The following is a 24433-nucleotide window of genomic DNA, read 5'->3' as shown; positions in this document are numbered from 1 at the left end:
TATGCACGCACCTTTGCACCACTCCTTCCGCCGTTCTCTCGGCCGCTCCTATGCCCTGCACCCGCTGGCTGCAGCCGTTCTTGCCGCCTTCTGCGGCACCGCGCTGGCGCAAAACCCAGCGCCTGCAGCCCCCACCCAGACACTGGGCGAGGTCACCGTGCAATCCACCAGCGACGATGACGGCTATTCGCCCGCCGCCAGCACCTCGGCCACCAAGGGCAGCGCGCCGCTGCGCGACGTACCCCAGGCCGTGAACGTGGTGCCCGAGCAGCTGCTGCGCGACCAGGGCGCGCGGTCGATGGAAGACGCGCTGCGCAACGTGCCCGGCGTGGCCATGAGCCATGGCGACGGCCAGCGCGACCAGGTGGTGATACGCGGCTTCACGGCCATTGCCGACCAGTTTGTGGACGGCGTGCGCGACGACGCGCTGTACTTCCGCGATCTCGCCGACATCGAGCGCGTGGAAGTGCTCAAGGGCCCGGCCGCCGTGTTGTACGGGCGGGGTTCATCGGGCGGCCTGATCAACCGCGTGACCAAGAAGCCGAAATTCGGCGAGACCTCGGGCGAGGCATCGCTGGGCCTGGGCAATTTCGACTACCGGCGCGCGACGGCCGATGTGAACTTGGGCATCAGCGACGCCGCAGCCTTCCGCATCAATGCCGCCGTCGAGGACTCGGGCAGCTACCGCGACCAGCAGTTCGTCAAGCGGCACAACTTCGCGCCCTCGCTCGCGCTCAAACTCGCCGCGCAGACCGACCTGCTGCTGCAGTACACCAACGCCCGCGACAAGCGCCTCACGGACTTCGGCATCCCCGCGCTGAACGGTCGCCCCGTCAACGTGCCCGCCGGCACCTACTACGGCTCGAGCAACGCGGCGCAGGACGACACCACCACCAGCACCATGCAGTCGTTTGCGGCCACGCTGAACCACCGTTTCAACGACGACTGGTCGGTGCGCAACGTCACGCGCCTGTACGACTACACGCTGGACCGCTACAACACCCTGCCCGGCGGCACCACCGACCCGGTGAACCTGACCGTGGGCCGCACACGCTCGTTTGTGCTGCGCGACGAAAAGGGCTTCTTCAACCAAACCGACGTGACCTGGCGCAACCGGCTGGGCGGCTTCCAGCAGGAGTGGCTGATGGGCGTGGAGCTGGGCCAGCAGAAGAAGCGCGCCGAGTCCGTCTCGGGCGGCGCGGACCGGGTGCCGATCTTCAGCCCCGGCAACCGCCCGGCGCCGGCCATCCCGGCCGCCAACTACAACGCCGACAGCGCCATCCCCAGCCATACCACGCAGGACACGGCCGCGCTGTACTGGCAAAACCAGATCACGCTGGCCCCGCAGTGGAAGGCGCTGGTGGGCGCCCGCTACGACGTGTTCGGCCAGGAGACCACGTTCGAGCGCAAGCTCGCGGGCCTGTCGCGCACCGACAAGAAGTTCAGCCCCCGCGCGGGCCTGGTGTGGCAGCCCAGCGATACCGTGTCGTACTACGTGTCGTACAGCAAGTCGTTCCAGCCCTCGGCAGAAACCTTTGCGCTGGCCGCCAACAACACCGCCGCCGAGCCCGAGATCACCGAGAACAAGGAGATCGGCGTGAAGCTCGACCTGCTCGATGGCCGCATGAATGTGACTGGCGCGCTCTTCAACCTGGAGCGCACCAACATCAAGAACACCGACCCGACCAACCCGGCACGCCAGATCAACGTGGGCACGCAGCGCACCAATGGCCTGGAGCTGACCGCCAACGGCCGCCTGCCCGGCCGCTGGGACGTGAGCGCAGGCTACGCGTGGCTGGACGGCCGCATGACGAAATCGCTGGCCACGACGGGCTCGCTGCAGCTGCCCACGGCCAACATCCCCGCGCAAGGCAAGGTGCCCGCGCTCACGCCACGCAACTCCGCCTTCCTCTGGGCCATGAAAGACCTGGGCCACGGCCTGCGTGTGGGCGGCGGCGTGAACCACGTGGGCGCCCGCTTCACATCGCTCACCAACCTGGTCACCCTGCCCGCCTACACCACGGTGGATGCCGCGCTGCAATACACGCTGGGCCAGTGGGATGTGGATGTGAACATCAAGAACCTGGCCAACCGCAAGTACTACGTGTCGGCCCACGGCAGCAACGACAACCTCATCCTGCCGGGCTCGCCGCGCGCGGTGCAGGTGACGCTGCGGACACGGTTCTGAGGGTGAGGGGCGTGGCGGAAGGGGTTCAAGACCAAACTTCTCAAGAGATTTTGGCCTCTTCCGCCTGATATTTATGGCTTTATAGCTACCAATTCAATAGCAAAAAACCTCCCCATCGGAATGCCTCTTCTTGCCAGAGCGTCAAACGCAGGATGCCTCACATGGGCAGTGAACGGGCCGCAGCAGCGCGCTTAGAACCAGGCGTGACGGGTCATGCCCATCGCGCTGCGAGCCCCTCCGACGAACCCGCTCCGCATCATGGCGGCGTCCCGCCCTTCTTGTGCACCTTGAAACTTTCATCCAGGTAGACCGAAGAACCCGTCATGCCATAGCCTTCACAGACAAACCCGTTCAAAGGCAGCACGCCCGGACCATCAACGATCCGGCCTCTCGCCTCCTTGTACTTCTTGCCAGCACGCCGCGAATGAATGGCGGTGTTGGTCAGGTAGTTGAGGCTCACGCGGTGGGAGGCGTTGCTGGAATAGTCTTCGTCGTCCTGCTGCTCGCCGATGTGTTCCAGGTCTTTGATCTTGGCGTTGTAGCGGAACTGCAGCGTGAAGCCCGAGAACCGGGCGGCGTCTGCGTAGTAGACCGCCTGAACGAACAATGAATGGTTCTTGATTTCCAGGTTGTAGAACTTGCTGGGGTGGCAGAACTCGCCGGACGTAGAGAGCACCTGATAGCTGCCATCCGCCCTCCCGGTCAGGACAAGCAACCGCTCCTCTCGCTGGTCTTCTCCTTTGTGCTTTGTCAGCAACAGGGCCAGGTCGGGGATGCCATCGCCGTTCAAGTCGCCTTCCGCAGTGGTCCAGACAAAATCGGGATGCCGAAACTCGGGGGGTATTGCAAGCTGTGCCTTCTGCTCCGCAGAGGTGCTTTCGTCTGCGGCGCGCACGTTGCCCGTACACAAAATCGCCACCACAGCGAGCCATGGCAAGGCCGTCCGGTACAAAGCCCCCATGCCTCTCGCAGATGCGTGCGCAACGGCCTGAACGGCGCCGAATATCGTGGACACGGAACTCTCCTGCAAGCGGCTTGCAGCCGGGGGATAAAGCCCATGCAAGGGTCGCAAACGCGGGTGTGAATGTCTGCAAAACCAGCACGCTGGGGCGACGGCACTATAGCCTGCAGGCGCACACCCCGCCCTGCGCCCCACCCCCCGCGTGCGAAATTCTTCCTCTACTTCGCAGTGTCCGATCGGGAGCAGGCCGCAGCGATTTCGCAACATCCTTACCCCCACACACCATCACGAATACAAACAATTCCCATTTGCAATGTAAAATTGGGTTTCCGCCAGCCATAGCCCTTGCCGGGAGCCCTTTTCACAGGCCTCCCGGCTGCAGCCAGCACCCACCGTTTTTCGATGTTTTCGGGTTGTCTGGCTTGATGAATCACTTGTTCGCCCTTTCAGTTGCGATAGCGCGCCCTGTGCCTGGGGCGGCGCTGGCGGTGGTGCGACTGCCCGACGGCCCTTGCCACACCGCCCCCACACCATGCTGAGCCCCACCGCCCTTCGCCGCTGGAGCTGGACCCACAAGTGGTCCAGCCTGGTGTGCACCGTCTTCATGCTGCTGCTGTGCATCACCGGCCTGCCGCTGATCTTTCACCACGAAATTGGTCACCTGCTGGGCACCGAGGTGGAGGCGCCTGCGATGCCCGCTAACACGCCGCGCGCCAGCCTCGACCAGGTGCTGGCCACCGCGCATGCGCTGCACCCGGATCGTGTGGTGCAGTTCGCGTCGCACGCGGAGGACGATGACAACGTGTGGTTCGTCACGCTCACGCCCACCCCGGCGCCCACCGATGACTTCCGCTCTGTGGCGGTGGATGCCCGCACGGCCCAGGTGCTGGCGCAGCCACGGTTTGACGAGGGCTTCATGTACGTGATGTTCAAGCTGCATGTGGACCTGTTCGCGGGGCTGCCGGGCAAGCTGTTTCTGGGCTTCATGGGCTTGCTGCTGCTGGTGGCCATCGTCACCGGCGTGGTGTTGTATGCGCCGTTCATGCGCAAGCTGGCGTTTGGTGAGGTGCGGCGGGATCGGTCCACGCGGGTGAAGTGGCTCGACCTGCACAACCTGCTGGGCATCGTCACGCTGGTGTGGGCCTTCGTGGTGGGTGGCACCGGCATGATCAACACGTGGGCCGACCTGCTCATCAAGTACTGGCAGTACGACCAGCTCTCGATGCTGCTCAAGCCCTACGAAGGCCAGCCCATCGTGCCCGCTGCCGAACGCGGGCCGCTGCAGCAGGCGCTGGTGGCCGCGCAGGCCCAGGCGCCGGGCACCAAGCTGTCATTCATTGCGTTCCCGGGCACGGCGTTTTCCAGCCCGCACCACAACACGTTCTTCCTGCGCGGCAATGAGCCGCTGACCTCCAAGCTGCTCCAGCCGGTGCTGGTGGATGCGCGCACCGCGCAGGTCACCGCGTCGCCCCAGCTGCCGTGGTACCTGACGGCGCTGCTGGTGTCGCAGCCGCTGCACTTTGGCGACTACGGCGGCATGCCGATGAAGATCCTGTGGGCGCTGCTGGACATCGCCACCATCGTGGTGCTGGGCAGCGGGCTGTATCTGTGGCTGCGCAAGGGCGTGCAGGCGGCAAGCCCCGCAACACCCACCGCAGGCAGCGCCACGGGGGGTTTTGCAGGCAGCGCTTTGCCCACATCGGGCGCTGCGCGCTCCACCGAGGGCACCGCATGAAAAAGCACCGCCCTTTCTGGGCCCTGTGGGGCGGGCCCATCGTGATGGGTGTGCTCACCACCACCGGCTTGATCACCGCACTGGTGTCCGACACCTGGGGTGACTGGTGGTCGTGGGTGGGGCTGGGTGTCCCCGTCGCGGTGATGGGCTGGTACGGCCGGCCGCGCGCACCAAGGCCGACGCCCCCAGCGCAGAGCCCGCGCGCAGGCGTGGAGTGGTGAGCGGTTTTTGGCTGTCGGCATGACGACCTCCTGACGACCCATGACGGCCGCTGAAGCGGCTCTCACGGCCCCCAGTCTGCGCTGGCGTTCGGTGTGAGCCGGGCGCTGCAACGTTCAGATCAAAAAGCCACCTACGCTTATCCATCAAGCGCAGGCAGCTATCAAAAAGTGAGCTTCACTGCACCCCCCCTTGCGGTGGTGCAGCGGGCTGCGCGCTGCGTTTGGAGCAGCGCTCCGGAATCCCAAACCAAAGAGAGGAAATATCCATGTCCATGTCTTGCGCTCCCACCTCCCCACGCCCTTGGCTGGCTGCCGTGCTGGCCATAGCCGGCGTATCTGCCCTGGCCCCTGCCCACGCCCACCAGGTGTGGCTGGAGAACGCCGGGGGCCAGGCGCGGCTGCACTTTGGCGAGTTCAACGACAACCTGCGCGAGACATCGCCTGGCCGGCTCGACCAGTTCAAGGGCGTGCCCGTGCTGGAACAACAACGCACCGACACCCCGGCGCAGCGCGTGGACGGCCAACTGGGCAAGGATGCCTTCGTCTACGCCACCACCGGCACCCCAGACACGCTGTTTGCAACGCCTACCTACCCCGTGATCGACCGCAGCAAGCGCAACCTGCCCGCGATGTACTCGCAGCCCGCCGCCCGCTGGGTGGCCAGTCTGGCCAAGCCCGTGGCCCCCACTGCCCCGCTGGACCTGGTGCCCACCGGCAAGCCCGGTGAGCTGAAGGTGGTCTATCAGGGCGCCCCCTTGCCCAAGGCCAAGGTGCAGCTGGCCGCGCCCTCGGGCTGGACGCGCGAGGCCGAGGCGGGTGAAGACGGCACGGTGACCTTCGTCACCCCCTGGAAGGGCCAGTACGTGGCCGAGGTGAAGCACAGCGACAAGACGCCGGGCGAGGCGCACGGCGCGCCGTACGGCGAAGCCAACTACGTGACGACGCTGAGCTTTGTGCTGGCCGAGGGCATGCCCTCGCCGTCGTTGCCGCCAGCGGCCACGCCCGCACCCGCTGGTCGCTGATCAGCGCCCATTTCAAGCAATTCAAGCAAAACCGGCCGCTTGCGCTAGTCGAACATGCCCAAGCAGCTATCGAATCAATAGCAAACCATGCCTCCTTTCCCATCCCGTTCGCGCGCATGCCGCGCGCCGCGCACCGCCGTTGCACAGGCCGCCGTGCTGGTGCTGTGCAGTGCCGCGGCCCAGGCGCAGACCACCACCGTCCCATCGCCCACTGCCGAGGCCACATTGGCCCCGGTCACCGTGTCTTCGGGCGCGGAGCAAGAGAACCCGACGGCACCCGTCACCGGCTTTGTGGCCCAGCGTGCGCTCAGCGCCACCAAGACCGACACGCCACTCATCGAAACCCCGCAAGCCATCAGCGTGGTCACCCGCGACCAGATGGAGGCGCAGGGCGTGCAGACGCTGCGGCAGGTGACGGCGTACACCGCAGGCGCGGTGTCCAACTATTTCGACAGCCGCGTGGACAGCTTCGCCGCGCGCGGCGGCACCGTGTCGCAATACCAGGACGGCCTGCTGCGCACCTATGGCACCTACAACACCAGCCGGCCAGACCCCTACACGCTGGAGCGCGTGGAGTTTCTGCGTGGCCCCACCTCCGTGCTGTACGGCCAGGGCAGCGTGGGCGGCGTGCTCAACCTCACCAGCAAGCGCCCGCAGGCCGACACCCTGCGCGAGGTGCAGGTGCAGCTGGGCAACAACGCACGCAAGCAGATCGCCGCCGACCTGACGGGCGCGCTCGACCAGGACGGCCAGTGGCTCTATCGCCTGGTGGCCGTGGGCCGCGACAGCGGCACGCAGGTGGACCATGTGGACGACAACCGCGTGGTGTTTGCGCCATCGCTCACCTGGAAGCCCAATGCCGACACGTCGCTCACGCTGCAGGCGCTGCACCAGAAGGATCAAAGCGGCTCGCTCATCGGCTTCTTCCCGTGGCAAGGCACGCAGCTGCCCAGCCAGTACGGCCAGATTCCGCGCAACACCTTCATCAGCGAGCCGGGCTGGGACGCGTACGACACCCGCAACAACTCCTGGGGCTACCTGTTCAGTCACCGTTTGAACAGCGACTGGACGGTGCGCCAGAACCTGCGCCGCACCGTGAGCGAGGTGGACTACCGCACCATCTACACCAGCTTCACGGCCAACGCTGCCACGGGCCGCCCTGCGCGCCCGGTGTTCAACAGCGACAACCGCACGCTGGTACGCGACGCGGTGTGGAACCTCAACACCGGCCGCATGCTGCTCATCGACACGCAGCTCGAAGGCAAGCTGCAAGCCGGCAGCGCCGCACACACGCTGCTGGCCGGCCTGGACGTGCAGCGCAACCACACCGGCCAGCAGGCTTGGCGCGCGGTGGCGTCGTCCATCGACGTGTACAACCCGGTGTACGGCAACTTCACGCCGCCCACGGCGGCACAGCTGGTGCGCCAGCCCAGCGTGGTGCAAAAGCAGCTGGGCTTCTACGCGCAAGACCAGATCCAATGGGGCCGCTGGACGGCCACGCTGGGCCTGCGCCATGACAGCGCCCAGACCGATACCGAGGGCCGCCCTGCCGCTGCCGTGGACGACAAAGCCTGGACCAAACGTGCGGGCGTGACGTACCAGATGGACGGCGGCTGGGCGCCGTATGTGGGCTATTCCGAATCGTTCCAGCCCCTGGGCGGGCTTGACGCGTACGGCACCCCTTACAAGCCGCAGCGCGGTGAACAGTGGGAGGCGGGTGTGAAGTGGCAGCCGCCGGGCCAGGGCATCAGCGCGTTTGCCGCTGTGTACACCCTGCGCGAAAAGAACCGCAAGACCACCGACCCCAGCAACCCGCTCAACAGCCTGCAGATCGGCGAAGTGAAGGTCAACGGCTTCGAGGCCGAAGTGCAGGCCAGCCTGGCGCGCCAGTGGGACTTTACGCTGGCCTACGCCTTCACCGAGGCCCAGATCAGCCGCAGCAACGCAGGCGACCAGGGCCAGGCCGTGGCCGGCGTGCCCCGGCACACTGCATCGGCCTGGCTGAGCCACCGCTTTGCAGCGCAGGGGCGTGGCGGCTGGGTGGTGGGCGCGGGCGTGCGCTACACCGGCTCGCAGTGGACGGGCACCAGCGCCATCACCACCCCGGCGGCCACCCTGGCCGATGCCATGGTGGCCTACGACGCTGGCGACTGGCGCGTGGCCTTCAACGTGGTGAACCTGACCGACAAGGTGCATATCACCCAGTGCCTGGCACGCGGGGACTGCTTTTACGGACAGGCGCGCACCTACACGCTGACCTCGACGTACCGGTTCTAGGTCCCGGTTCTAGGCGCCGGTTGGCGATCCCACAAGGGATAGTCAAGGGATCGCCGCCACGCCACAAGCTGCCGTGCAGGGCTCGCACGGCGGCAGTGGCCTGTACGCAGCGCCACGCCGGTGCCAGCCCGCGCGGGGCTTGCACCACATTCGCGACCTTCCAAGGGGCTCCAAGGGACTCAAAGGGGTGCCAGGCTCCGCCCAAAGTTGGGTTCTGGCGCGCCATACCAGAACCATGTTGCGCCGCAACGACATTTGGATGACAAAAAGGTGTTTACCCCGTTGGCGGCCAATCACGGCGGCCAGTAGCATCCCCCTCCGTTGCAAAGTGCAACGATCACATCACCACAGGCATCAAACTTGCTTGTAGCGGCGGCCCGAAGGCATCACCCCTGTGCGTTTTTGGCCGGTGATTATTTGTCGTCAAACAAAATTTGATTTAAGGAACCTCGCGAATGAAAACATTGAACCGCTGCGCCCTCGCCGCGCTGGCCCTGGTGGGTACGTCTGCTGCCTTTGCACAGAGCAGCGTCACCCTGTACGGCCGGGTCAACACGACCTTCGAACACCAAAAAGACGGCGATGTCTCCAAGACCGGTCTGTTCAACAACTCCTCCCGCTTCGGCTTCAAGGGCCAGGAAGACCTGGGCGGCGGCCTGATGGCTGGCTTCCAACTGGAAAGCGGCTTTGACTCCAGCTCCGGCGCTTCCGACTCGCGCGGCATTTTTGCCCGCCAGAGCGAAGTGAACCTGTCCGGCGGCTTCGGCATGGTGCGCCTGGGCAACTTCACGTCCGAGTCGTACTACGCCACGGCCGACTTCATCAGCAACCACAACCACGACACCGGCTCGTCGGCTGACGCCCTGTACGCCTACCCCGCCCGTGACGTGAACAAGATCGCTTACCGCACCCCCAGCCTGGGCGGCGCAACGTTCGAAGCCGGCTGGGCCCAGCACGAGCAGCCCAGCGGCACCGGCGGCAAGAACAGCCTGGACCTGGCTGCCAACTACGAAATCGGCAAGTTGGGCCTGGGCGCTGGTTACTCCAAGCTGGGCGACCAGAACCAGTTCGCAGTGCGCGCTTCGTACTCCACCGGTCCTTTCGTGATGGGCGCCTACGTGCAACGCGACAAGAACGTGTTCATCGCCAACGGGGGCAACCGCACCAACCTGCGCCTGTCGGCCGCCTACATCATGGGCGTGTCCGAGTTCCACGTGAACGTGGGCCGTGCCGGTAACTACTCCAACGTGTCCAACAGCGCCGCCACCCAGTACACACTGGGCTACAACTACAACCTGAGCAAGCGCACCAAGATCTACACGTACTACACCCGCATCAACAACAGCCAGGCAGCCACCTACGGCGTGTCGGCTCCGGGTAACGACTTCAGCTCCTTCGCCGTGGGCGTGCGCCACAACTTCTGATAGCGCCCCACACGCTGCTGCCCTGACTGGTGGGAGGGCAGACACACAGCCAATTACCCCGCACTCCTTTTTTTGGGAGTGCGGGGTTTTTTATGCCTGCTACCGGTTGGAAAAGGCACACAGCCCTTGGGCGGACGCGGCGCCGACCACCCAACCCGGCGCCCCCCCACAGGGCTGTTCAGCCACTGCAAACCCAGCCCCGCCCACAGGCTTTTGCAGCGGCCGATACTCTGCGCCACACAGGTCCGGCAATGGCTGCCTGGCTGTGAAACGGGGAGCACAGGACCATGCCAACACCGCGCCACGCAGTCATCGCCACCCTGGCGTTCTGGGCCCTGGCCGCATCTGCCCAGACCCCAGCGCCCGTGGTGCTGGACGACCTGCACGGCCTGCGCATCGACAAGACCGAAGTCACCATCGCCCAGTTTGCGCGCTACGCGCGGGCCACCGGCACCACCACCCGTGCCGAGCGCGAAGGCGGCGGTTTTGAATACGTGGGCGGCTGGCAGCGCCGCGCGGGCTGGACCTGGCAGCGCCCCGACGGCTCACCGCCCGACACCGACCAGTTGCCCGCCGTGCACCTCACCCACACCGAGGCCCAGGCGTACTGCCAATGGGCCGGCGGCCGCCTGCCCACCGCCGCCGAGTGGCGCACCGCCGGCTTTACCGAGCTGCGCAGCCAACCACCCACGCCCTGGGTGCGTGGCACCACCTACCCCTGGACCACGGGCCACAGCCCGCAGGGCGCCAACACCAGCGACCCCGACCCCTGGCCCCGCGCCGCGCCCGTCAACGCCACTGTGGCCGGAGTGAACGGCCTGCACGACATGGGCGCCAATGTGTGGGAATGGGCGGCCGATGCGCGCGGCGAAGAGCGGCGCACGATGGGCGGATCCTGGTGGTATCCCGCCTCGCAAATGCGCGCGGATGTCGAGGCCTGGAAGCCTGCGGACTTCTATGCGGTGTACATCGGCTTTCGCTGCGTGTACGACCCGGTGAAACAGCGCTGAGAACCCGTACTGTGCGGGTGCGAACTCAGTGCCCGCCGAACCTCGCTACCTGCCGCAGCCCGCCCGTAAGGCCCCACAGCGATACGCACCAGCCGTCACACCCCTCAGACACCACAAGGCCCGGCAGGTCGTTGCCGTCGATGTCCACGTAGCTGTCGGGCTTGCCGGGCACCTCGCCCATGTAGGCATAGCCGCTACTGCCACGCACAAAAACATGGTGCCGCTGGGCTCCGTAAAAAGCGTCCGGGTCGCGCACCACCCTGCCAGGCACCACCACGGTGGTGCGTGCGCCCTGGGGCTGCTGAATCGTGCGTGCAGCACCCCATTGGAGCTGGCGGCGCAGCGCGCCAAACCGGCGGTCGTCCGACTGCACGAACGACTGCAGTGCGCCAAGCTGCTCGGCGTCGGGTTTGGCAACCAGCCACTGGGGCGTGCGCGGCGGCGTGAGGGCGAAGAGCCGGTACTGCGGGTTGTCTGTCTGGGGCCTGGGCCCCTGCACGGTCAGGGCTGCGGCGTAGGGTTCTTCCTGCCCGGCAGACTTCGGCGGCAGTTCTGCCTTGCACTGGTAGCGGGTGCCTGATTGCAGCGCAAATACCGGCGTACCGGCATTGCAGTGCCGCACCAGTTGCTGCAGGTGCGCGGGGTTCTCAAAGTGTGCCCACACCGGGTCATCGTCAGGCGACAGCCAGGCAAAGAACAGCCCGGGACGCTGGCTGGAGCTCTCCTTCTCCTCGCCCGCCCAGGCAAGGGGCACGCAGGCCAGCGCAATGATGAGGGCGAGGCATTGCCGGGGCAGCATGGGCGGGGCACTCCTGAAATGGGGGACGGTGGGTAACTGCCGCCTTTGGCGGCCGCAGATCTTCAACGCCACGCCATTGTGCCGCCCCGTGCAATCTTCCAAAAGCAAAAAGGGCCCCCGATGCCCATGGCACCGGGGGCCTGTGTCCAAGGAGCAAAGAGCGCGATGGTTACACGTTCATGATCGACACCAGGCGTGTGTTCAGGTGCGCCTCGATGGCCTCCGGGCCACCCTCGGAGCCGTAGCCCGAATCCTTCAGGCCGCCAAACGGCAGCTCGGCCGCAGGGGCGGCAGCCTGGTTGATCCAGAGCATGCCCACTTCCAGGCGCTGGGCCAGCAGGTGTGCGTTCTTCAGCGACGAGGTGAACGCATAACCCGCCAGGCCAAACGGCAGGCGGTTGGCTTCGGCAATCGCGTCTTCAATCTTCTCAAACCCGCGAATCGCGGCCACGGGGCCAAAGGGCTCTTCGTTCACGATGCGGGCCGACAGGGGCACGTCGTTCAGCACGGTGGGCTGGAAGAAGTTGCCTTCGTTGCCGATGCGCTCGCCACCTGTCAGCACCTTGGCGCCCTGCTGCACCGCGTCGGCCAGCAAGTCGGCCATGGCGGTGATGCGGCGCGGGTTGGCCAGCGGGCCCATCTGCGTGCCAGCCGTGAGGCCATCACCCACCTTCAGGCCCTGTGCGTACTTGGCGAACGCGGCCGCAAAGTCGGCGCGGATGCTTTCGTGCACCAGGTAGCGCGTGGGCGAGATGCAGACTTGGCCCGCATTGCGGAACTTGGCGCCGCTGCCAATCTTGATGGCCAGTTCCAGGTCGGCGTCTTCCGCCACGATCACCGGGGCGTGGCCGCCCAGTTCCATCGTCACGCGCTTCATGTGCTTGCCCGCCAATGCGGCCAGCTGCTTGCCCACGGGTGTGGAGCCCGTGAACGTGACCTTGCGGATGATGGGGTGCGGGATCAGGTAGTTGGAGATTTCCGCCGGGTCGCCATAGACCAGGCCCACGGTGCCTGCGGGCACGCCCGCATCGGCAAACGCACGGATCAGCTCGGCCGGGCTGGCCGGGGTTTCTTCAGGCGCCTTGACCAGGATGGAGCAGCCTGCGCCCAGCGCGGCGGCCAGCTTGCGCACCACCTGGTTGATGGGGAAGTTCCACGGCGTGAAGGCCGCCACGGGTCCCACCGGGTCCTTCAGCACCATCTGCGTGGCCTTGAGGTTGCGCGAGGGCACGATGCGGCCATACACACGCAGCGACTCGTCGGCAAACCATTCGATGATGTCGGCGGACGCCATGGTCTCGACCTTGGCTTCGGCCAGGGGCTTGCCCTGCTCTTGCACCATGATGGCGGCAATCGCCTCGGCACGCTCGCGCATCAGTGCGGCGGCGCGGCGCATGGTCTTGGCACGCTCGGCAGCGGGCATGTCGCGCCAGGCTTCAAAGCCCTTTTGTGCGGCGTCCAGCGCGCGGTCCAGGTCCACCTTGGTGGCATGGGCCACACGGCCGATTTCTTTGCCCGTGGCGGGGTTGAACACGGCAAGGGTCTTGCCTTCGGCGGCGTCTTGCCACTGGCCTGCGATGAAGAGCTGGGTGTTGGGATAGGTCATGAGCGTTGGTTGGTCAGCCAATGTGGTGAAAAAATCAAAGAAACGACTATACGCCTGCGATGATGGCTGTGTATTTCAAGGAGATTGCATGCGAGAAGTAGTCCAAAGCCTCGAAGAGTCGCGCATCCGCGAAGTGGCCAACGAAGGCCTGGGGCGCAGCGATGTGCTGAAGTTCTGGTTTGGCGAGAGCGATGAGGTGACGCCGGATTTCATCCGCGAGGCGGCCATTGCGTCGCTGCAGCACGGTGAAACCTTTTATGCCCATAACCTGGGCCTGCCCGAACTGCGCCACGCGATTGCGGGCTACATGCACGGCCTGCACCCGCAGCAGCACACCGATGCGTGGTTTGACCGCATCGCCGTCACATCGGGCGGCGTGAACGGCCTGATGGTGGCGGTGCAGGCCCTGGTGGACGCGGGCGACGAAGTGGTGCTGGTCACGCCCGTGTGGCCCAACCTGGTGGCGCAGCCGCGCATTCTGGGCGCGCAGGTTCGCACCGTGCCGCTGGTGGCCGACGCACAGGGCGCTTGGCGCCTGGACATGGACGCACTGCTCGGCGCCATCACACCCGGCACGCGCCTGCTGGTGGTGAACGCACCTAACAACCCCACAGGCTGGACGCTGACGCGCGAGGAGCAAGCCACCATCCTGGCGCACTGCCGCCGCACGGGCACGTGGATTTTGGCGGACGAGGTGTACGAGCGGCTGTACTACGCAGGCGACACGGCCAACGGCGCCGCGCCCAGCTTTCTGGACGTGGCCGAACCGGAAGATCGACTCATCGTGACACACAGCTTTTCCAAGAGTTTTCTGATGACCGGCTGGCGCCTAGGGTGGCTGGTGCTGCCGCCGTCGCTGACGCACGCCGTCGGCAAGCTGATCGAGTTCAACACCTCGTGTGCGCCGGTGTTTGTGCAGCGCGGGGCGACGGTGGCGCTGCAGCGCACGGATGAGGTGACGCCTGCGCTGGTGGCGCATCTGAAGACCTGCCGGGACACGCTAGTGCCGCTGCTGGCCGATGTGCCAGGGGTGTCCGTAGCCACGCCGCGTGGGGGGATGTATGCGTTTTTCCGCATCGACGGGCATGACGATTGCCTGACGCTGGCCAAGCGGCTGGTGCGGGAGGCGGGGTTGGGGTTGGCGCCGGGAAGTGCGTTTGGGGGGGAGGCGTCGGGGTGGTTGCGGTGGTGTTTTGCGAGTCGGGATGTGGGGAGGTTGGAGGAAGGGGTGGGGAGGTTGAGGGGGTGGTTGAAGGGGTGAGCGGGGGTTTTTGAGCCTTTTTGGCCGCAAGCGCTAGTGGGATATGCGCTGGTAGCTATGCTTTTTGAAGTGCCCACCATCCATGCAAAGAACTGTGTGCCCGGTTAACGGCATGCTTTGATGGAGGGCGGAGGCCGGGAGTCGCCCGGCATGCGAGTCCCTTTCTTTCGCGTCGCCGAAAGAAAGGAACCAAAGAAAGGGCGACCCCACTGGCTGCGTCCCCTGCGCTTCGCTCCGGGGCAACCTGCGGTGCTCGGGTTTGGCGGGGTCTCGCTCGAACTCGCTCCGTTTCACTTCGCTCAGACAATCGCGAGCCCTAATCCGCCAAACCCTGCGCTCCTCGGCGCATCCAGAGGGGCACGGGGGCAGAATATCCACACGGGCCTTTGCTTCGCTCGGCCCCACCTCGCGGGCGCAAGCGCCACGCGCTGCACAACTTGGGCCGAGCGCAGCGATGGCCCGAATGGCTGTTCGGCTGTTCGGCTGTTCGGTTGCTTGGATGTTCGGCTGTCCACCCCCTGCTGGCTGCGCCTGCGGCGGGGCGGTTGCGGGGTGGGCATGGGCGTCGAAGCGCCCATGCTTCGTACTCTGACTCGCCGTGGCTGTCCGAGCGGCGCGCGCAGCGCAAAGCGAGTTCCACGGCGCACCCCGCAACCGACTCGACGCAGGTTTGCCCCTTCGCACCGCGAAGGGGTCGCAGACTGGGGGTCGCCTTTCTTTTGGGTACTTTTCTTTGGCGAAGCAAAGAAAAGTACCTCGCCCGCCGGGGCGACTCCCGGCCTCCGCCCTCAACCGAGGCATGCGGTTCAATCAGCGCACAAAAACAAACACTACAAAATCAATAGCTACCAGCGCATATCCCACTAGCGCAAGCAGCCAAATTCGCACAAAAACTACTGTGACACAGCAGCCATCTTCACCGCAGGCTGATCCCCCCACCCTCCCCCAAGCGCCCGAATCAACCCCACCGTCGCCACATACTGCGCCGTCCGCACCTGCAGCTCCTGCCGCCGATTGCGCAACTCGCTGCGCCGCGCGTCCAGCAACTCCAACTGGCTCACCAGCCCATTGCGATACCGCACATCCGACAACTGCGTAGCCCGCCGCGCGGCAGTCACCGCCCGCCCCTGCGCCTCGGCCTGGCCGGAGAGCAAACGCAGCGAGGTCAGCTGATCCTCTACATCACGGAACGCATTGAGCACCTGCCCCCGGTGGTCCGCCAGCGCAGCCTCCAGGCGCGCCTTGGCGCCCTCGATCTGCGCATCGCGCTGGCCGCCGTCAAAGATCGGCAGCGACAGCAGCGCACTCACGCCCCAGGCACGGGCCGACCACTTGAACAGGTCACCCAGCTCGGGCGACGCATGCCCCGCATTGCCCGTGAGCGTGACGGCCGGGAACCACGCCTTCTGCGCCACGCCCACGCGCGCTTGCGCGGCCAGCACGGCAGTTTGCGCGGCCGACACATCGGGACGACGCGCCAGCACCGTGCCGGGCACGCCCGGTGGGATCACGGGCAACGCAGCATCGCCCGTCGCTGGCGGCAGCACAAAGCCGCTGGCCACCTCGCCCGCCAGCACGGCCAGCGCATTGGTGAGCAGGGCCTGCTGGCGCTGCAAGGCCAGTGCATCAGACTCGGTGGCGGCCACCTCGGTCTGCACACGGGCCACGTCCAGCTCGGCCACGTCGCCCGCCTGCAGGCGGCGCTGCGTGAGGCGCAGGGTGTTCTGGTACGCGGCCAGACTCTCTTGCACCAGCACCTGCTCGGCCTGCACGGCGCGCAGTTGCAAGTACGTTTGCGCTACATCGGCCTGCACCATGAGGCGCGTGCTTTGCAGCAAGGCTTCGCGCGCATCGGCGTCCAGGCGCGCGGCGTCGCTGGTCTGCGAGAGGCGGCCAAACAGGTCCAGCTCGTACGAGGCGTTGAGCCCCGCCGTGCCCAGCGTGGCAGGTGCAGCGCTGCCCGTGGTGGCAGCGCCTGCCTGGTGCGTCACACCGGCGGAGGCACCCACCTGCACCGAGCGCGCGGCGTCGGCCGAGCGCAGCAGCGTACGCGCCTCGGCCAGCCGTGCTGCCGCCTGCTGGATGCTGGTGTTGGCCGTGCCCGCACGCTGCACCAGGTCGGCCAGCACCGGATCTTGAAAGCCCAGCCACCACTCGCCGCGCGGCTGCGCCTCGGCGGGGGCGGCCACGGTCCAGGGGGCGGTGGGCAGTGCATCGCCACCTGCCGTGAAATTGGTAGGCACGGGCACGCCCGCATGCCGCGCGGGGGCCACGGGCTGGGTCATGCAACCGGCCAGCACCAGGGCGGCGGCCAGGGGCGCCAGCAGGCTGCGCTTGCGCGCTGCCAATGCTCCGTCGTTGGAGTTCTTTGTCAATAGCAAATCGGTCATGGTTGTTCTCCTGCCCCAGTCGTTTCACCCGCTGCATTCAGCAGCGCGGAGCGCGCGTTCGAGGCCAAAAAGGTCGTTGTTGTCACCGTAGAAAGAAGCATCACTCGTGCGCCTTGCGCAGCGCGGCCAGCACGGGGTGGGCCGTGCCACCGGTACCCGGGGCGTGCGAGATGGGCGCCACATGCGCGCCATGCTCCACCAGGGGGCGGTTGCCCGCCAGCTTGCGCAGCAGCACGTAGAACACGGGCGTGAGGAACAGGCCAAAGGCCGTCACCCCAATCATCCCGGCGAACACCGCCACGCCCATGGCGCTGCGCATTTCGGCACCCGCTCCGGTGGACAGCACCAGGGGCAGCACACCCATCACGAAGGCCAGCGAGGTCATCAGGATGGGGCGCAGCCGCAGGCGGCTGGCCTCGATGGCGGCCTGCACAGGGGTGCGCCCGGCAAACTCCAGCTCACGCGCGAACTCCACGATCAGGATCGCGTTCTTGGCCGATAGCCCCACCAGCACGATGAGCCCGATCTGCGTGAACACGTTGTTGTCGCCCTTGGTGAGCCATACGCCCGTCATCGCGGCCAGGATGCCCATGGGCACGATCAGGATGATGGCGATGGGCAGCGTGAGGCTTTCGTACTGCGCGGCCAGCACCAGGAACACCAGCAGGATGGCGAGCGGGAACACCAGCACGGCGGAGTTGCCAGCCAGGATCTCCTGGTAGGTCAGCTCGGTCCATTCAAACGTGATGCCTTGGGGCAGCGTCTCCTTGGCGATGCGTTCGATGGCCGCCTGCGCCTGGCCCGATGAATAGCCGGGCGCGGGGCCGCCATTCACGTCCGCCGCCAGGTAGCCGTTGTAGCGCATGGCGCGCTCGGGGCCGAAGCTCGGCTCCATCTTCATCAGCGCCGACAGTGGCACCATCTCGCCGGTGGCAGAGCGCACCTTGAGCAGGCCCACGTCTTCAGCCCGCGCCCGGTAGGCCGCATCGGCCTGCACGCGCACGCTGTAGGTACGACCGAACTGGTTGAAGTCGTTGGCATACAGGCTGCCCAGGTAGATCTGCAGCGTGTCGAAGATGTCCGTCACCGGCACACCCAACTGGCGCGCCTTGGTGCGGTCAATATTGGCATAGAGCTGCGGCACGTTGACCTGCCAGCTGGTGAACAGGCCCGCCAACTCGGGCGTCTGGTAGGCCTTGCCCATGAAGGCTTTCACGGCGTTGTCCATGGCTTCGTAGCCCAGCGAGGCGCGGTCCTCGATCTGCAGCTTGAAGCCGCCCGTGGTGCCCAGGCCCGCCACCGGTGGTGGTGGGAACATGGCAATGAACGCGTCCTGGATGCTGCCGAACGCCTGGTTCAGTTGCCCCGCCACAGCACCGCCGCTCTGGTCAGCACGGGTGCGCTCGGCAAAGGGCTTGAGCGTGGCGAACACGATGCCGGAGTTGGAGCTGTTGGTGAAGCCGTTGATCGACAGGCCGGGGAATGCGATCGCGTCTTCGACGTTCGGGTTCTCCTTCATGATCTCGCCCATGCGGCGGATCACGTTCTCGGTGCGGTCCAGCGTGGCGCCGTCGGGCAGCTGCGCAAAGCCGATCAGGTACTGCTTGTCCTGCGCGGGCACGAAGCCGCCGGGCACGATTTTGAACAGGCCCATGGTGGCACCCACCAGCGCGAGGTAGACCACGAACATCAGCGCCTTGCGGCCAATGACGCGCTTGACGCCGCCGCTGTAGGCCTCGGAGCCGCGATGGAACATGCGGTTGAAGCCACGGAACAGGCCGCCAAACACCTTGTCCATGCCGCGCGTAAGCGCGTCCTTGGGCTCGTCGTGGCCCTTGAGCAGCAGCGCGCTCAGCGCGGGCGACAGGGTCAGCGAGTTGATGGCCGAGATCACCGTGGAGATCGCAATCGTCACCGCGAACTGGCGGTAGAACTGGCCCGTGAGCCCGCTGATGAAAGCCAGTGGCACGAACACCGCCACCAGCACCAGCGCAATGGCGATGATGGGGCCGGACACCTCGCGCATGGCGCGGTAGGTGGCCTCGCGCGGGGTCAGGCCCGCCTCGATGTTGCGCTCCACGTTCTCCACCACCACGATGGCGTCGTCCACCACGATGCCGATGGCCAGCACCAGGCCGAACAGGCTCAATGCATTGATCGAGAAGCCCAGCAGGTGCAGCACGGCAAACGTACCCACCACCGACACCGGTACGGCCAGCAGCGGAATGATGGAGGCGCGCCAGGTCTGCAGGAACAGGATCACCACCAGCACCACCAGCGCGATGGCTTCGAGCAGCGTGTGGATCACGGACTGGATGGACGCACGCACGAACTGCGTGGGGTCGTACGCAATGCGGTACTCCACGCCTTCGGGCATGTTCTTCTGGATCTCGTCCATGGTCTTGCGCACATTGGCTGAGATGTCGAGCGCGTTGGAGCCCGGCGCCTGGAACACGCCCATGCCCACGGCCGGGTCGTTGTTGAGCAGCGAGCGCAGCGAGTAGTCGGCCGCGCCCAGCTCCAGGCGGGCGATGTCGCGCAGGCGCGTCACCGCACCATCGGCACCGGTCTTCACGATGATGTCGCCGAACTCTTCTTCGGTCTGCAGGCGGCCCTGGGCGTTGATGGACAGCTGCAGGTCCACGCCGGGCAGGCCGGGCGATGCGCCCACCACGCCGGCGGCGGCCTGCACGTTCTGGCCTCGGATGGCCGACACGACGTCGCTGGCCGAGAGGCCGCGCTGCGCAACCTTCTGCGGGTCGAGCCACACACGCATGGAGTAGTCGCCGCCGCCAAAGATCTGCACCTGGCCCACGCCCTGGATGCGCGCGAGGCGGTCCTTCACGTTGAGCACGGCGTAGTTGCGCAGGTAGTCGATGTCGTAGCGGTTGTTGGGCGAGACCAGGTGGACCACCATGGTCAGGTCCGGCGCGCTCTTGACGGTGGTGACGCCCAGGCGGCGCACTTCCTCGGGCAGGCGCGGCTCGGCCTGCGAGACGCGGTTCTGCACCAGCTGCTGGGCCTTGTCGGGGTCGGTGCCCAGGGCAAACGTCACCGTGAGCGTCATCACGCCGTCGGTGGTGGCCTGGCTGCCCATGTAGAGCATGCCTTCCACGCCGTTGATGGATTCTTCCAGCGGCGTTGCCACGGTCTCAGCGATCACCTTGGGGTTGGCGCCCGGGTACTGTGCGCGCACCACCACGGAGGGCGGCGCGACTTCAGGGTATTCGGAGATGGGCAGACCGCGCAATGCGATGAGCCCCCCGAGAAAGATGAGCACCGACAGCACCCCGGCGAAGATGGGGCGGTCGATGAAAAAGCGGGACAGGTTCATGGATGCAAATTCCTTGCGTCGCTGGTTCGCACGCTCAGGCGGCGGGCGACTTGCTGTTGTTCTTGGCTTCCTTGCGATCACCCGCAATCTCGGCCTTGGCGGTCATGGGCACGGGCTGGGGTGCGACCACGGCACCGGGGCGCACGCGTTGCAGGCCGTTGACGACGATGTTCTCGCCCGCCTTGAGGCCCGAGGTGACCACGCGCAGGCCGTCAATCGGCGCGCCCAGGGTGACCTCGCGGTACTCGGCCTTGTTGCCCTCGCCCACCACCATCACGAACTTCTTGTTCTGGTCGGTGCCCACGGCACGCTCGTTGATCAGCAGCGCCTGCGTGTTGCGGGCCTGGCCCATGCGGATGCGGGCAAACTGGCCAGGGATCAGCGAGCCATCTTCGTTGTCGAACACGGCGCGCACGCGCACGGTACCGCTCTTGGCATCGACCTGGTTGTCGATGAGCTGCAGGCGACCGGCGTAGGGCGTGCCGCCCGTGGTGCCCGTGCCCATCTGCACGGGGATGCGCTCGATGAGCTGGCGGGCGCTGTGGCCCTTGGAGCCGCTTTGCAGGTCTGCCAGCGCCTTCACCACGATCTGCTCGTCGGTATCGAAGCTCGCATAGATGGGGCTGACCGACACCAGCGTGGTCAGCACGGGCGCGCCCGCACCGGCCGCCACCAGGTTGCCCACGGTGACTTCGATGCGGCCCACACGGCCCGCCACGGGAGCGCGCACCTGGGTGTACGAGAGGTTCAGCTTGGCGGTCTGCAGCGCAGCCTGGGCCGCACGCAGGTTGGCATCGGCCTCGCGCTGGGCATTCAGGCGCTCGTCGTGCTCGCGCTGGGCAATGGCCTTTTCTTCGAGCAGGCGCGAGGCGCGCTCCAGCTCGCTGCGGGTGTACGACAGGCGGGCCTGCGCGGCGACCACCTGGGCTTCGGCGCGGTCCACCTCGGCGGCGTAGGGGGCCGGGTCCACGGTCACCAGCAGGTCGCCCTGCTTGACCAGCGAGCCTTCGCGGAAGTGCACGGCCTGCACCGCGCCTGAGACGCGGGGGCGCACGTCCACGCGCTGCACGGCTTCGAGCCGGCCCGAGAACTCGTCCCACAGGGCGATGTCTTTCTGCAGCACGGCAGCCACCGACACCGGCATGGCAGGGGGTGCGGCGGGGGCGCTATCCGCCTGCGCCACGGGCGCCTGGAACACCAGCACGGCTGCCGCCACGGTGGCCGTCACGGCCGTGGCAAGGGTGGCCAGACCCAGGGGGCGGCGCTGGGAGAACTTGGAGAAGGATGGGAAGTTCATGGTCACTTTCGATCAGTAGGTGTGCCCTTGTGAAGCACGCTGTGAAACTTGTCTGCAGTGCGCTGGCGCCTGTGGGCTGCGCTCGGCAGGGGTCAATGCAAAGGGGGCGGAAAGCAGTCTCGGCAATGACACGGTGGAAAGGTCAATACCCCGGCAACAAACACCAGGGCGGCCTGTGGGGCATCGTCAAAAGACGGTGCAGCCGGGTACGCTGTGACAGTCGCCGCAGGCCGGTGTGGTCAGGAATGCATGCATGGTGTGTTCTTTCCTCCGTGTCGTTTGAATGGTTAGCGTGGGCTCCAGGACGTGCGGAGCGGGTAACGCCTGGCAAGCGTTTCCCCTCCGGCACGCCAGGCCGGAAATCAAGGGGCAAAAAGGGAGTGGGGCTCGCGCAGAGCCCGCGTTTCTCTGCCTCCACGGGGGTGGAGGTCAGCAGCAGTCAGGGGTGTGAGAAGGTGTCAGGACCGTCGTCAGGACGGCACCGGACTTCGCGTGGCGGCAAAGAACTGCCGGAACTGCTCTTGCGCCCCCGCCGCACACGGACATTCGTGCGAGCCGGTCTGCAGCAGGGCATCGGGCCACTGCGGGTTCTTGGAAAACACATGGCGGGTGACCGGCAGGCCGGCGGCCTCCAGCCGGGCCGCATAGGCCAGCGCCTCGTCGTGCATGGGGTCGGTGTCGCCCACCAGGATCAGCGTGGGTGGCAGCCCCGCCAGACGCTGTGCACCGGCCGGCACGGCATAGGGGTGCTCGGCATCGCGCGGGCAGCGCAGAAAGTTGCGCCAGCCCTCGGTCCACTTGCAGCCCGTGGAATCGCCCGTGGCCTCGCGCAGCGACGCGGTGCCCACGCAGGGGTCCAGCATGGGCGACAGCAGAATCTGCCCGGCCAGCGGAGGGTGCGACTGGTCGCGCGCCATCAGCGCCACGGCCGCCGCCAGGTTGCCCCCGGCTTCTTCGCCCGCCAGGTACACGGCGGCGCCCTGCCCGCCAAGCTTGGTGCGGTGCTTGTGCACCCACTTGAGCACCCCGTAACCCGTGTCCACCGGCTGCGGAAACGGCGTGAGCGGATACGCGACCGACACCACCACCGCCCCGGCGCTCTCCAGCAGCGAGGCCACGGTGCAGCCGTTGTCCAGGTCGCCCGACATGAAGGCCCCGCCATGGAAGTGCACGACCACCGGCGACGTGTGGCCGGTCTTCTTGCGGCCGTACATGCGCACGGCCACGTCCTGCCCCTGGGCCACCTCAATGGTGGAATCAGTGCAGACGGACGAAGCCGCACCAGACGCCTTGGCAGGCGCCGCAGCGGGCTGCGTGGGCAAAGAAGACGAGGACGGGTGGTCGGGCTGCATGGCAGGTACCCAGTAGGTAGATGATGAGGTGGAGGATCGGTTGACGATGGATGAAATGTAGTGGCTTGGGCTTTTCTGATAAACAGGTCAAACACCACCGCACTGTTTCCAAAAGCTCAACAATCAAACCAGGGTCCCCGTGTGAGAATTCCTCAGCACCCAATCTGGGTGCTGAAGACTCAAGGAGAAGCCATGGACCAGATTCAGGCCATGCGCATATTCGTGCGGGTGGTGGAGGCCGGCACGTTTACCCGGGCAGCAGACTCGCTGAACCTGCCCAAAGCCACGGTGACCAAGCATGTGCAGGCGCTGGAGGAGCGGCTGCGCGTGAAGCTGCTCAACCGCACCACCCGCCGCGTGACCGTGACACCCGACGGTGCGGCGTACTACGACCGCACGGTGCGGCTGCTGACCGACCTGGACGACATCGAGGCCAGCATGACCAACGCGCGCGCCAACCCGCGCGGGCGGCTGCGCATCGACGTGGGCACGTCGGTGGCCCAGTTGCTCATCATTCCGCACCTGGCGGAGTTCCATGCCCGCTACCCGGACATCCAGGTGGACCTGGGCGTGAGCGACCGCACGGTGGACCTGATCGGCGACAACGTGGACTGCGTGATCCGGGGGGGCGAGCTGAGCGACCAGTCGCTGGTGGCGCGCCGCATTGGCAACCTGGAGTTCATCACCGTCGCCGCACCCGCCTACCTGGAGCGCAAGGGCACACCCACGCACCCGCTGGAGATCGAGGAGAAACACGCCAGCGTGATCTACTTCTCGCCCCAAAGCGGGCGGCACTACCCGCTGGAGTTTCGCCGGGGGGATGAGTCCATCGACATCACCGGCCCTTACCACCTGAGCGTGAACGAGGCCAACGCCTACGTCACCTCCATCGTGGCGGGCCTGGGCATTGGCCAGATCACCAGCTGGCAAGCCCAGCGCTACCTGGCCAGCGGAGCCCTGGTGCAACTGCTGCCCGACTGGACCCAGCCCCTGTTGCCCGTGTATGTGGTGTACCCCCCCAACCGGCACCTGAGCGCCAAGGTACGCGCCTTTGTGGACTGGGCGGCCGAGCTTTTTCAGCGGGAAGACCATCTGCAACGCAAAGCCTGACGGTCACTTTGCCCCGCTTTGCGTCGCCCCTTCTGAGGGTGAAGAGAAACTCGGCCTGGCCGTGCCAACTCCACAGCGGCGCCGCCGGGTTTCACGCCTGGGGCGCACGACAGGGGCCGCATTCGGAGCCTGGAAACGTTCCCAGTCTGTATGCTTGGAGCCATGAGCACTCCAGAGACCCTGCCACCCGCCCCACCGGCCAACAAGCCCGCCCAGCCGCGCAATCCCCTGCACGGCGTGACACTCGAAGCCATGGTCGTGGGCCTGGCCGATTACTTTGGCTGGGATGAGCTGGGGCGGCAGATTCCCATCCGCTGCTTCCAGATCGACCCCAGCGTGGGTTCCAGCCTCAAGTTCCTGCGCAAGACGCCGTGGGCGCGCGAAAAGGTGGAAAGCCTTTACCTCTTCATGCTGCGCGACCAGCGGCGCAACGCGCAGGAGTGAAC

17 protein-coding genes are annotated in these 24433 nt (G+C 66.4%); 10 read left to right on the top strand and 7 right to left on the bottom strand.

The features are described from left to right. Position 1 precedes the first annotated feature (1 nt). Positions 2 to 2188: a TonB-dependent receptor gene (locus ACODSM_RS04115; protein ID WP_488804404.1), complete on the top strand. Its 2187-nt coding sequence runs from the start codon at positions 2 to 4 to the stop codon at positions 2186 to 2188. 256 nt (positions 2189 to 2444) lie between these two features. Here the strand turns inward: ACODSM_RS04115 and ACODSM_RS04110 are convergent, their stop codons facing one another. Then, entirely contained in the window at positions 2445 to 3203 is a 759-nt protein-coding gene (locus ACODSM_RS04110; protein ID WP_488804403.1) for a hypothetical protein, read from the bottom strand. Between the two features lie 478 nt (positions 3204 to 3681). Here ACODSM_RS04110 and ACODSM_RS04105 point away from each other — a divergent pair, with 478 nt between their 5' ends. From ACODSM_RS04105 to ACODSM_RS04080, 6 genes are all read left to right on the top strand, one after another. Further along, positions 3682 to 4884, top strand: coding sequence for a PepSY-associated TM helix domain-containing protein (locus ACODSM_RS04105; protein ID WP_488804402.1), 1203 nt, complete (start codon positions 3682 to 3684; stop codon positions 4882 to 4884). Beyond that, a complete protein-coding gene (locus ACODSM_RS04100) occupies positions 4881 to 5105 on the top strand; it encodes a hypothetical protein (RefSeq protein ID WP_488804401.1) in 225 nt (74 codons plus the stop codon). Before ACODSM_RS04105 ends, ACODSM_RS04100 begins: the two co-directional genes overlap by 4 nt. A gap of 266 nt (positions 5106 to 5371) precedes the next feature. After that, positions 5372 to 6127, top strand: coding sequence for a TonB-dependent receptor (locus ACODSM_RS04095; RefSeq protein WP_488804400.1), 756 nt, complete (start codon positions 5372 to 5374; stop codon positions 6125 to 6127). Between the two features lie 87 nt (positions 6128 to 6214). Further along, complete coding sequence (locus ACODSM_RS04090) at positions 6215 to 8404, top strand: TonB-dependent siderophore receptor (protein WP_488804399.1); 2190 nt, start codon at positions 6215 to 6217, stop codon at positions 8402 to 8404. A 455-nt stretch (positions 8405 to 8859) separates the two neighbouring features. Beyond that, complete coding sequence (locus tag ACODSM_RS04085) at positions 8860 to 9828, top strand: porin (protein ID WP_015013363.1); 969 nt, start codon at positions 8860 to 8862, stop codon at positions 9826 to 9828. Positions 9829 to 10115: 287 nt separating this feature from the next. Continuing rightward, positions 10116 to 10838: a formylglycine-generating enzyme family protein gene (locus tag ACODSM_RS04080; protein WP_488804398.1), complete on the top strand. Its 723-nt coding sequence runs from the start codon at positions 10116 to 10118 to the stop codon at positions 10836 to 10838. 25 nt (positions 10839 to 10863) lie between these two features. Here the strand turns inward: ACODSM_RS04080 and ACODSM_RS04075 are convergent, their stop codons facing one another. Continuing rightward, entirely contained in the window at positions 10864 to 11637 is a 774-nt protein-coding gene (locus ACODSM_RS04075; RefSeq protein WP_488804397.1) for a hypothetical protein, read from the bottom strand. Positions 11638 to 11806: 169 nt separating this feature from the next. After that, entirely contained in the window at positions 11807 to 13243 is a 1437-nt protein-coding gene (locus ACODSM_RS04070) for an NAD-dependent succinate-semialdehyde dehydrogenase (RefSeq protein WP_209817063.1), read from the bottom strand. Positions 13244 to 13331: 88 nt separating this feature from the next. On the opposite strand from ACODSM_RS04070, the gene ACODSM_RS04065 reads away from it, so the two are divergent. Continuing rightward, a complete protein-coding gene (locus ACODSM_RS04065; RefSeq protein WP_488804396.1) occupies positions 13332 to 14504 on the top strand; it encodes a pyridoxal phosphate-dependent aminotransferase in 1173 nt (390 codons plus the stop codon). Between the two features lie 893 nt (positions 14505 to 15397). Here the strand turns inward: ACODSM_RS04065 and ACODSM_RS04060 are convergent. From ACODSM_RS04060 to ACODSM_RS04045, 4 genes are all read right to left on the bottom strand, one after another. Beyond that, entirely contained in the window at positions 15398 to 16894 is a 1497-nt protein-coding gene (locus tag ACODSM_RS04060) for an efflux transporter outer membrane subunit (protein WP_488804395.1), read from the bottom strand. A gap of 100 nt (positions 16895 to 16994) precedes the next feature. Then, on the bottom strand, positions 16995 to 20228 hold the full coding sequence (locus ACODSM_RS04055) for an efflux RND transporter permease subunit (RefSeq protein WP_488804394.1): 3234 nt from the start codon (positions 20226 to 20228) through the stop codon (positions 16995 to 16997). Between the two features lie 34 nt (positions 20229 to 20262). Then, positions 20263 to 21525, bottom strand: coding sequence for an efflux RND transporter periplasmic adaptor subunit (locus ACODSM_RS04050; RefSeq protein WP_488804393.1), 1263 nt, complete (start codon positions 21523 to 21525; stop codon positions 20263 to 20265). A 470-nt stretch (positions 21526 to 21995) separates the two neighbouring features. Beyond that, entirely contained in the window at positions 21996 to 22877 is an 882-nt protein-coding gene (locus tag ACODSM_RS04045) for an alpha/beta hydrolase (protein WP_488804392.1), read from the bottom strand. Positions 22878 to 23069: 192 nt separating this feature from the next. On the opposite strand from ACODSM_RS04045, the gene ACODSM_RS04040 reads away from it, so the two are divergent. Continuing rightward, positions 23070 to 23987 carry a LysR family transcriptional regulator gene (locus ACODSM_RS04040; RefSeq protein WP_488804391.1) on the top strand — a complete coding sequence of 306 codons (918 nt, stop codon included), beginning with the start codon at positions 23070 to 23072 and terminating at the stop codon, positions 23985 to 23987. A gap of 162 nt (positions 23988 to 24149) precedes the next feature. Then, on the top strand, positions 24150 to 24431 hold the full coding sequence (locus ACODSM_RS04035; RefSeq protein WP_488804390.1) for a VF530 family protein: 282 nt from the start codon (positions 24150 to 24152) through the stop codon (positions 24429 to 24431). Positions 24432 to 24433: the final 2 nt, after the last annotated feature.

The sequence above is a fragment of the Acidovorax sp. FG42 genome, from assembly GCF_057809195.1.
Note: the sequence above shows the minus strand (reverse complement) of the source record. Positions and strands in the feature narration are given on the sequence as shown.